The sequence below is a fragment of the Pontibacterium sp. genome, assembly GCF_041587635.1.
Lineage (GTDB): Bacteria > Pseudomonadota > Gammaproteobacteria > Pseudomonadales > Balneatricaceae > Pontibacterium.
Genome location: NZ_JBFGYC010000104.1, coordinates 1 through 9,157 on the forward strand (window position 1 = coordinate 1; position 9,157 = coordinate 9,157).

11 protein-coding genes and 1 tRNA gene are annotated in these 9,157 nt (G+C 50.1%); 7 read left to right on the forward strand and 5 right to left on the reverse strand.

Features of this window, described 5'->3' with window-relative positions; genetic code table 11:
* A partial coding sequence (locus tag ABYW01_RS07420; protein ID WP_372831851.1) for a rod shape-determining protein occupies positions 1 to 945 on the reverse strand: 945 nt, incomplete at its 3' end.
* Between the two features lie 359 nt (positions 946 to 1,304).
* On the opposite strand from ABYW01_RS07420, the gene gatC reads away from it, so the two are divergent.
* From gatC to gatB, 3 genes are all read left to right on the forward strand, one after another.
* On the forward strand, positions 1,305 to 1,592 hold the full coding sequence (gatC, locus tag ABYW01_RS07425; RefSeq protein ID WP_372831852.1) for an Asp-tRNA(Asn)/Glu-tRNA(Gln) amidotransferase subunit GatC: 288 nt from the start codon (positions 1,305 to 1,307) through the stop codon (positions 1,590 to 1,592).
* A 66-nt stretch (positions 1,593 to 1,658) separates the two neighbouring features.
* Positions 1,659 to 3,110 carry an Asp-tRNA(Asn)/Glu-tRNA(Gln) amidotransferase subunit GatA gene (gene gatA, locus ABYW01_RS07430; protein WP_372831853.1) on the forward strand — a complete coding sequence of 484 codons (1,452 nt, stop codon included), beginning with the start codon at positions 1,659 to 1,661 and terminating at the stop codon, positions 3,108 to 3,110.
* A gap of 14 nt (positions 3,111 to 3,124) precedes the next feature.
* Positions 3,125 to 4,579: an Asp-tRNA(Asn)/Glu-tRNA(Gln) amidotransferase subunit GatB gene (gene gatB, locus ABYW01_RS07435; protein ID WP_193952825.1), complete on the forward strand. Its 1,455-nt coding sequence runs from the start codon at positions 3,125 to 3,127 to the stop codon at positions 4,577 to 4,579.
* A gap of 261 nt (positions 4,580 to 4,840) precedes the next feature.
* Here the strand turns inward: gatB and ABYW01_RS07440 are convergent, their stop codons facing one another.
* Entirely contained in the window at positions 4,841 to 5,497 is a 657-nt protein-coding gene (locus ABYW01_RS07440; RefSeq protein WP_372831854.1) for a TorF family putative porin, read from the reverse strand.
* Between the two features lie 440 nt (positions 5,498 to 5,937).
* Here ABYW01_RS07440 and ABYW01_RS07445 point away from each other — a divergent pair, with 440 nt between their 5' ends.
* Entirely contained in the window at positions 5,938 to 6,375 is a 438-nt protein-coding gene (locus tag ABYW01_RS07445) for a GNAT family N-acetyltransferase (protein ID WP_372831855.1), read from the forward strand.
* Here the strand turns inward: ABYW01_RS07445 and ABYW01_RS07450 are convergent.
* On the reverse strand, positions 6,363 to 6,653 hold the full coding sequence (locus ABYW01_RS07450; protein ID WP_372831856.1) for a hypothetical protein: 291 nt from the start codon (positions 6,651 to 6,653) through the stop codon (positions 6,363 to 6,365). The two genes, ABYW01_RS07445 and ABYW01_RS07450, sit on opposite strands and share 13 nt — an antisense overlap.
* Positions 6,654 to 6,898: 245 nt before the next feature.
* On the opposite strand from ABYW01_RS07450, the gene ABYW01_RS07455 reads away from it, so the two are divergent.
* Positions 6,899 to 7,294, forward strand: coding sequence for a gamma-glutamylcyclotransferase family protein (locus ABYW01_RS07455; RefSeq protein ID WP_372831857.1), 396 nt, complete (start codon positions 6,899 to 6,901; stop codon positions 7,292 to 7,294).
* Positions 7,295 to 7,381: 87 nt separating this feature from the next.
* On the opposite strand, the gene ABYW01_RS07460 is transcribed toward ABYW01_RS07455, so the two are convergent.
* Entirely contained in the window at positions 7,382 to 7,591 is a 210-nt protein-coding gene (locus tag ABYW01_RS07460) for a bacterioferritin-associated ferredoxin (RefSeq protein WP_372831858.1), read from the reverse strand.
* A 195-nt stretch (positions 7,592 to 7,786) separates the two neighbouring features.
* Between ABYW01_RS07460 and bfr (ABYW01_RS07465) the strand changes: the two genes are divergently transcribed.
* A complete protein-coding gene (gene bfr / locus ABYW01_RS07465; RefSeq protein ID WP_372831859.1) occupies positions 7,787 to 8,257 on the forward strand; it encodes a bacterioferritin in 471 nt (156 codons plus the stop codon).
* 20 nt (positions 8,258 to 8,277) lie between these two features.
* Positions 8,278 to 8,748, forward strand: coding sequence for a bacterioferritin (bfr, locus tag ABYW01_RS07470; RefSeq protein ID WP_372831860.1), 471 nt, complete (start codon positions 8,278 to 8,280; stop codon positions 8,746 to 8,748).
* A gap of 332 nt (positions 8,749 to 9,080) precedes the next feature.
* Here bfr (ABYW01_RS07470) and ABYW01_RS07475 read toward each other — a convergent pair.
* Positions 9,081 to 9,157 (reverse strand) — tRNA-Met (locus ABYW01_RS07475).

A 9,157-nucleotide genomic window follows, 5' to 3' on the forward strand; every position in this document is an offset into this window, starting at 1 on the left:
AACGACCACCGGCAAACCGGTTTCTTCGCTGATCAAACGATCCAGATTACGCAACAATGCGCCACCACCGGTCAATACGATACCGCGTTCTGCGATATCCGATGCCAGCTCAGGCGGACACTGTTCCAGCGCACTCTTAACAGACTGGACGATAGCCGACAGCGGCTCTTGCAACGATTCAAGGATCTCGTTGCTGTTCAGCGTAAAGCTGCGTGGAATACCTTCCGCCAGATTGCGGCCACGCACATCAATTTCACGCACTTCGCTAGCCGGGTATGCGGTACCGATCTCCTGCTTGATACGCTCGGCGGTAGATTCACCAATCAAGCTGCCGTAGTTACGGCGAACATAAGTGACAACAGATTCATCAAAGCGGTCACCGCCCACGCGCACAGAATCGGCATACACAATACCGTTCAGGGAAATCACAGCAATCTCGGTAGTACCACCACCGATATCAACCACCATAGAACCATGCGCTTCCTCAACTGGAAGACCCGCACCAATTGCCGCAGCCATTGGCTCATCAATCAGGTAAACCTCACGTGCACCCGCACCCATCGCGGATTCTTTGATCGCACGACGTTCTACCTGTGTAGATTTACATGGCACACACACCAGCACACGAGGGCTGGGAGTCAGAAAGCTGTTGTCATGTACTTTGCTGATAAAGTACTGCAGCATTTTTTCGGTCACATGGAAGTCAGCGATGACACCGTCCTTCATCGGACGAATAGCGGTGATATTCCCCGGTGTACGACCCAACATACGTTTAGCGTCGGCACCTACCGCAGCAACCGATTTCTGATTGCCCGTTTCGCGTATCGCTACAACAGAAGGCTCATCAAGAACAATGTCCTTATCACGAACAAAAATCAGGGTATTAGCGGTGCCCAAGTCGATGGACAGGTCGCTGGAAAAAAGGCCACGAATTTTCTTGAGCATGGAATACTTATTCCTGGGATTATAAAGGACTGAGTGAGCACTATAATAAACAGCTAACTCTAACAATCGGGTGCCATTTCAGCAAGATTGAAAGCGCGTCTGAAGCACTCAAAACCAAATGAGTTGGCCTATTTTGGCCATTTAGGTGCCCCTGTAAAAAAACTGTCGCCGTTCCACCGACAAAGTCGGAAATAAGCGACACCCAAATCAAACGTAAAAAACCTCAAGAGCCACCCCGGCATCCAAGACACGGACGGCTCAAACCGTCCGCCTAGCCTTCATGTAAAACCGCTGATGTGGTAACGTTATCTGCTAATCTCTTTTCGTCAAAACGACTTCCAACCCAGCGAGAAGCAACTATGGCTCTAGACCGCTCTGATGTGGAAAAAATTGCCCATCTGGCACGCCTGCAAATTGATGAGCAGGATATCCCGGAATACACCCAAAATCTGTCTAACATTCTGGATCTGGTCGACCAGATGCAGGCCGTAGACACCAGTAATGTTGAGCCTATGGCGAACGCGCTGGATGCCGTTCAGCGCTTGCGCAAAGACGCGGTAACCGAAGAGAACAATCGCGATAATCTCCAATCGGTTGCCCCTGCCGTGGAAAACGGTCTATTCCAGGTTCCTAAAGTTATTGAGTGATCTCCACTCTATTAATGACGAACCACTTCTTGCACCTTATCGGAATATCGAAGGACTCAAATTCTCATGTTTGACAAAACGCTAGCCGAACTGGCCCAGGGGCTGGAAAACGGCGATTTCAGCAGTGTCGAGCTGACGCAAGCCTACCTTGACCGCATCGAAGCGGAAGATGGCAAATACAACAGCTACATCACAGTGACCGGCGAGCTGGCACTTGAACAGGCCAATGCCGCCGATGCCACACGCGCAGCCGGTAATGCAGGTGCTTTCACCGGTCTGCCCATTGCTCACAAAGATATTTTCTGCACCGAGGGTGTGCGCACCAGCTGTGCATCTAAAATGCTGGACAACTTTATCTCGCCGTACAACGCTACTGTTGTGAATAAGTTCAACGCGGCAGGCGCCGTCATGCTTGGCAAAACCAATATGGACGAGTTCGCGATGGGCTCTTCCAACGAGTCCAGCTTCTACGGACCTGCGCGTAACCCTTGGAATACAGACTGTGTACCCGGCGGCTCATCCGGTGGCTCCGCAGCAGCGGTAGCCGCATTACTCGCTCCGGCAGCGACAGGCACCGATACTGGCGGCTCCATCCGCCAACCTGCTGCATTGTGCGGCATTACTGGCCTGAAACCGACCTACGGTCGCGTATCCCGTTTCGGCATGATCGCATTTGCTTCTTCTCTGGATCAGGGTGGCCCGATGACCCGCACCGCAGAAGATGCAGCAATGATGCTGAACGTCATGGCAGGGTTTGATCCAAACGACTCCACCTGCATGCAGAAAGACGTACCGGATTACACCGCAGACCTGAGCAAGCCCCTGGCTGGCTTGAAAATTGGCCTGCCAAAAGAGTTCTTCCCGGATGACCTCAGCCCTGCGATTGCACAGCAGGTTCAAGCCGCAATCAAAGAATATGAAGCGCTGGGCGCAACCGTTAAAGAGGTCAGCCTGCCTAATACCGGGCTGGCGATTCCGGCGTACTACATCATCGCGCCATCAGAAGCCTCATCTAACCTGTCCCGCTTCGACGGTGTACGTTACGGCTACCGCTGTGAAAGCCCGGTTGATCTGGAAGATCTGTACAAGCGCTCTCGTGGCGAAGGCTTTGGCCCGGAAGTTAAACGCCGCATCATGGTGGGCGCTTACGCATTGTCCGAAGGCTTCTACGATGCCTATTACAAAAAAGCACAGCAGATTCGCCGCCTGATCAAGCAAGATTACGTGAATGCGCTGAATGAAGTTGATGTCATCATGGGGCCAACCACACCTCACCCTGCATTTAAGCTGGGCGAGAAAACCTCCGATCCGGTCGCAATGTACATGGAAGATATCTTCACCATCTCCCTGAACCTTGCAGGTATGCCTGGCATCTCTATCCCTTGTGGTCAGACCGAAGGTCTGCCTGTGGGCCTGCAGATCATCGGCAACTATTTTGCAGAACAGAAACTGCTGAACGTCGCCCATCAGTTCCAACAGGCAACTGACTGGCACAAGCAAGCACCACAAGGCATCTGAGAGGTTAACGTATAATGGAATGGGAAGCGGTAATCGGGCTGGAAATCCATGCCCAGCTCGCCACAAAATCCAAAATCTTTTCCGGTGCCAGCACTGCATTTGGTGCCGAACCTAATACCCAGGCATGCGCCGTTGATCTGGCGCTGCCAGGCACCCTGCCGGTATTTAACGAAGAAGCGCTGCGCATGGCGGTGAAGTTCGGCTTGGCGATTGATGCCGAGATCGGTCGCACATCGGTATTTGACCGCAAGAACTACTTCTACCCGGATCTGCCAAAAGGCTACCAGACCAGCCAGTTATTCCACCCAATCGTTGGCATTGGCCATATCGATATAACACTGGAAGACGGCACCAGCAAACGCATCGGCGTGACCCGCGCGCATCTGGAAGAAGATGCAGGCAAATCGCTGCATGATGAATTCCCCGGCATGACCGGTATCGACCTTAACCGGGCAGGCACACCGCTGCTGGAGATCGTATCCGAACCGGATATGCGTACTGCGGAAGAAGCGGTCGCATACGTACGCAAGATCCACGCGCTGGTGACCAGTCTGGGCATTTGCGACGGCAACATGGCAGAAGGATCATTTCGATGTGACTGCAACGTTTCCGTACGCCCTAAAGGTCAGGAAGAGTTTGGCACTCGCACCGAAACCAAAAACATCAACTCCTTCCGCTTTATCGAAAAAGCGATTGTCGGAGAGATCGAGCGTCAGATCGATTTGATTGAAGATGGCGGGCGCGTGATACAGGCAACCCGCCTGTACGATGCCAACAAAAACGAAACGCGTTCTATGCGCTCCAAAGAGGAAGCAAACGACTACCGTTACTTCCCCTGCCCGGACCTGCTGCCTATCGTTATCGACGAAGATTACATCGACGCCGTACGCGACAGCCTGCCCGAGCTTCCGGACGCACGCAAAGCACGCTTCATCGAGGAATATAAGCTGAGCGACTACGATGCGATGGTCCTGTCAGGTGACCACAATCTCGCCACTTATTTCGAAATCGTCGCAAAAGCCGCCAACGATGCAAAAATGGCTGCAAACTGGGTCATGGGCGAACTGTCCAAGCACCTGAACCAAAACGACACCACCATTGCTAACAGCCCGGTTTCTGCCGAACAACTTGGCGGATTGGTTGAGCGCATCAAGGACAACACCATCTCCGGCAAGATTGCCAAGCAAGTGTTTGAAGTGATGTGGGCGGAAGGCGGAAGCGCTGACGAAATCATCGAAGCCAAAGGCCTGAAGCAGGTAACCGATACCGGTGCAATTGAATCGATTGTCGACGAGGTTATCTCTAAAGCGGATAAACAGGTAGCGCAATACAAAGCAGCCGAACCCGACAAGCGCGGTAAAATGCTAGGCTTCTTTATGGGACAAGTTATGAAAGCAACAGGTGGCAAAGCCAACCCTGGCGCAGTCAACGGCATTCTTAAGAAGAAACTAGACGCATTGTGCGACTAAGCCCCGACCATTGACGCAATAAAAAAAACCGCAGCAAACGCTGCGGTTTTTTATGCCCATTCCATTAGGCTTTCTATATCTGATGTATGGCTATTGTTTGCCCATGCCACATTAGTGAAACTCAGCCCGCATAACGACATTAAGAGCCCCACACTGCCCCAAACACCTGACTGAAGCCTTTACTTCTGTAGCAATAACCAACCGTCAGATATAAAAATACCCCACCCAAGAGTGAGACCAATCACTGACTAGTAGGACAGCCTACAAATCAAAGCTCTTGCCAATGGTCAGCGTGACAGTATTGCTGCTGCTCACCCAATTATTCGCAGCCGAGGCGTCCTCGTCCGGAAAGATCGCTGCCACACCAAAGTCCAGCCCTTCATACGTCAGACCGTAACCTACTTCAACGTAATCCCCGTCAACTTCGTCACCGTAAACAGCGTATGTAAGGTAACCACCTGCATACTCACCTGTTAACGACGTAAAGCTGTAATCAACATCAGGCCCCGCAGTATCATCTTTAAAAGTACCTATGTTATGGCTCACACTAACCGGGCCATACGACAGGGACAGATTTAGCTCTTCATAGGAGCCATCAATAAAAGACTCTTCGGTATAGAAGTAACCTGTAACACCAACACCGTATCCGATACCTTCGACTTCACCTTCATAACCTGCGTAAAGATCATATTCCAGCCCATTGGACACGTCCGCAGCCCAAGTACCGATGTAAAAGCCTGACTGATCGTAATCAAGGCCCGCCATCATAGAAGCACCGTTGCCTGCTCCGGTCTGATCCAAACCGCGGAACCAGTAATCACTCATCGCACCGATATTAGCGGACAAGCCTGCTGAAGCTGTTACCGAGGCCGTCATCAAACCGGCAGCTACAAGTGCTTTTGCAAATGGTTTCATCATTGATATATCCCCCTTCGGACTTCAAATATTCTGATGATCTACCACCTATCCAGCACACCCCATGCCATCACAATAAATAATCTTAAAAAAACAATAGGTTACATACAGAATAACTCCTTTCTTACACCGATAGCGCCCTATGACAAAACTAAGACAGCCATATTGCAGTGCAAAAAAGGCAGCGCGAGCACTATCCGTGTGCAATAGATGACACTTTCATGAACCATCCCATCCTGACCAAAGTTGGAGGTGTGGATTAAACTACTATAGCCAAACCCATAGCGTTAAAATAAGCCACCCATCAACCACATAAGATCTATACCCCCTCTCAGGGAATAGCCTTAACACCAAAACACAACTTTGCTCCAACATCACAGAGAAAGCCCCTGCAGCCAATCGGGGCAAAAGCATTTATCAATCGATGACTAAGGATTAAAACGTTGCCACCCCTGAGTACTCAGCCGTATGTTTCAGCAGCAACAGAAGAAGAACTCTACCTACTGAATCGCTTTTATAAGCGCAACGGACACAAAGGCAAAGCAGATAGCAGGGACAAGGCTTATTGGTTAAAAACAGATGACAAGACAATCGCGGCTGTGCGCTTTACCCCCACCGCAGAAGGCACGCTTTTACGAGGCCTTTGGGTAGCTCAAGAACTTCGAGGACAAGGCTTAGGGGGCATACTGCTACAAGCATGCAGCAGTTACTGGAAGCAACAAGCCTGCTATTGCTTTCCCTATCAACATCTGCAGGAATTTTACGCCAAAGCTGGCTTCGCACCGGCAGACGAATCCACACCACCCCAATATCAGAAACAACTGATACGTTATCAACAACGGGGCGAAGACCTGATTCTGATGCAGTATCAACTGCCCTGAGACTGGCGGATATAAAACCGGGCTTTCTCAACATTATCAACACACTGCTGATAGTTTTCGACCTGCTCTACCACTTTCGCAGCCCCAAGCAAGCTTGCAGCCTTGCCCCATGCAACAGAGCCACTAAATCCCTGACTGCGCGCAAAGCTCAACTCATCGTAAGCAATTTCGATCCCCTGCCGACAAGCCAGATCTAACCGGCCTTGCTGCTGTCCGGCGCAACCTGCCAGCAACATCGTCAACAACACTCCAGATACACCAACCATTTTAAGAGGCATCTTTCACTCCTGCGCTCACCTTAAAGCTATCCAATATACTCTCAGTCTAATGCACACCTCTTAGATATATAAAGGGATATGCTATTCAGACCCACGGCTCTATTCAGGCAGCACAAGCAAGAACAAGTTCCCAAACCTTCAGCCACGAAATCGGACCGGTCGAAAAAACATAGATTATCCCGACTCACTTCTTACGCACTTAGCGGTATGATGGGCTCAACCAATATAAAAACACCCAAAACCTAATGCAGAATTCTCTCTTTTGCTATGGCACCTTGATGGTGCCGAAAATCATCAACCGAGTTACGCAACGCGTTGTCCAGCCCGGTACTCCTGCGGAGCTTCAAGACTTCGGCTGCTTCAAGGTCAGACAACAGACCTTTCCCGGGATTCGTCCGGCAAACGGGAAAACCACCTATGGCATGCTTTATCAGGAACTGACCTCGGCAGATATAGAGCATCTAGACAGATATGAAGGCTACCTTTATAGGCGGGAAAGGGTCAGGGTCTCAACCTCAACAAACGATCACACCGCTTGGTGTTATCTGATAAAACCCGAATACTATCCTGAGCTGCTTTCTGATATGTGGGACTATCAGCACTTTCTGAACGTCGACTTGGCAAACTTTAATCGCCGCTAGCACACAAAAAAGCCTGAACAGTTTCCCATTCAGGCTTATCTATCATTCTTATCAATCAACAAAATACAGAGAAACGCTGCAATCAGATCAGGCACTGACCGCCAGCTGCATCGGATCGTTATCGTATCCTGCTTTCATCTGTGTACTCTGTATCAAACCTTCTGCACAACTTGTGCAGCGGCCACAACATGTACCAACATTTAGCGTTTCACCCAACCCTTCCACGGTAGAAACACCTTCATCAATTGCTTTCATAATATCGCGGTCAGTGACAGCGTTGCAGATACAGACGTACATAATCAAGCCTCTGGTTAAGAGATGACCAGATACTACACCTTAATGAGAACAGTTTGCAATATCAATTGCATTAATTTTTTTCATACAGGACAATCTGCTCTGCAACAGATTTTCCACATTCCTGATAGAGAAACGACTGATCTATACTGTCCGCTACCCTGTCCGGAAAACACAATAAACCGCGGAGTGCTATCTATGAAAGGTGATCCAAAAGTACTTAGGCACCTCAACCAGGTACTGAGAAACGAGCTAACCGCCATCAACCAGTATTTCTTACATGCCCGCATGTGCAAAAACTGGGGCTTTGAAGAGCTGAACGAACACGAATATAAAGCATCAATCAAAGCAATGAAGTTAGCGGACGATGTTATCGAACGCATCTTGTTCCTTGAAGGCCTGCCCAACCTGCAGGATCTGGGAAAATTGATTCTGGGCGAAGATGTCGAAGAGATCTTTAAAGGGGACTACCAGCTAGATACAGAAGCACGTAAGGAGCTGGTCGCAGCTATCGCCGAAGCAGAAGCACTGCAGGACTACATCAGCCGCGAGTTGCTGGAAAAGCTTCTGGAAGTTAAAGAAGAACGCATCGACTGGCTGGAAACTCAGCTCAGCCTGATCAGTAATATCGGCCTGCCAAACTATCTCCAGTCCACACTGGATGACTGATTGCACAAAGGAGCAGACACATGAAAGGCAATACCAAGATTATCGACATCTTGAATAAACTACTCACCAACGAGATGTCCGCAGCAGACCAGTACTTCATCCATTCTCGCATGTACGAAGACTGGGGGTTCAAAAAACTCCACGAACGCATCTCGCACGAACAGGAAGAAGAGCTGGAGCACGCATCGGCGCTGATCGAGCGCATTTTGTTTTTGGAAGGCACACCCGATGTTGCCTCCCGCGACCCCCTGCGTGTAGGCAAAGATGTTCCTGAAATGCTAACCAATGACCTACAAGTCGAATATGAAGTAGGTCAGGCACTGAAAGACGCCATTGCCGTTTGCGAACAGGAAAAAGACTACCAAACTCGCGAGATTCTGGAAGTATTGCTTCGCGATACAGAAGAAGACCACACCTACTGGCTGGAGCAGCAGCTGAGCCTGATTAACAAAATCGGCATCCAGAACTACCTGCAGTCTCAAATGGGTTAAACCACGCCCCTATACTGCACCTCTTCTGAGGTGCAGCTGTAACCGATCAATAGGCTGATCATAAGACCGGCGACAAGGCTACTATAGACGACCGGCGCGCCTGAGAAGCACGAACAGCTCCTACAGAATCAGAAGACACGCTGACGTCTGCCCGGTTGCCTGAAGACAACCCTACACAGAATCAGTCACCAGACAAATACTCGGCACCCGGCTGACAACCACTGCATTAGATTCGAGATTCGAAAGCCAAATTTCAGGCACAAAAAAACCAGCACTAGGCTGGCCTCTTTTACTGCTTGGTAGCTAACAGCTTACTTCTCACGACTATTCATTGGTAGCGGGGGCCAGATTTGAACTGACGACCTTCGGGTTATGAGCCCGACGAGCTACCAGGCTGCTCCACCCCGCA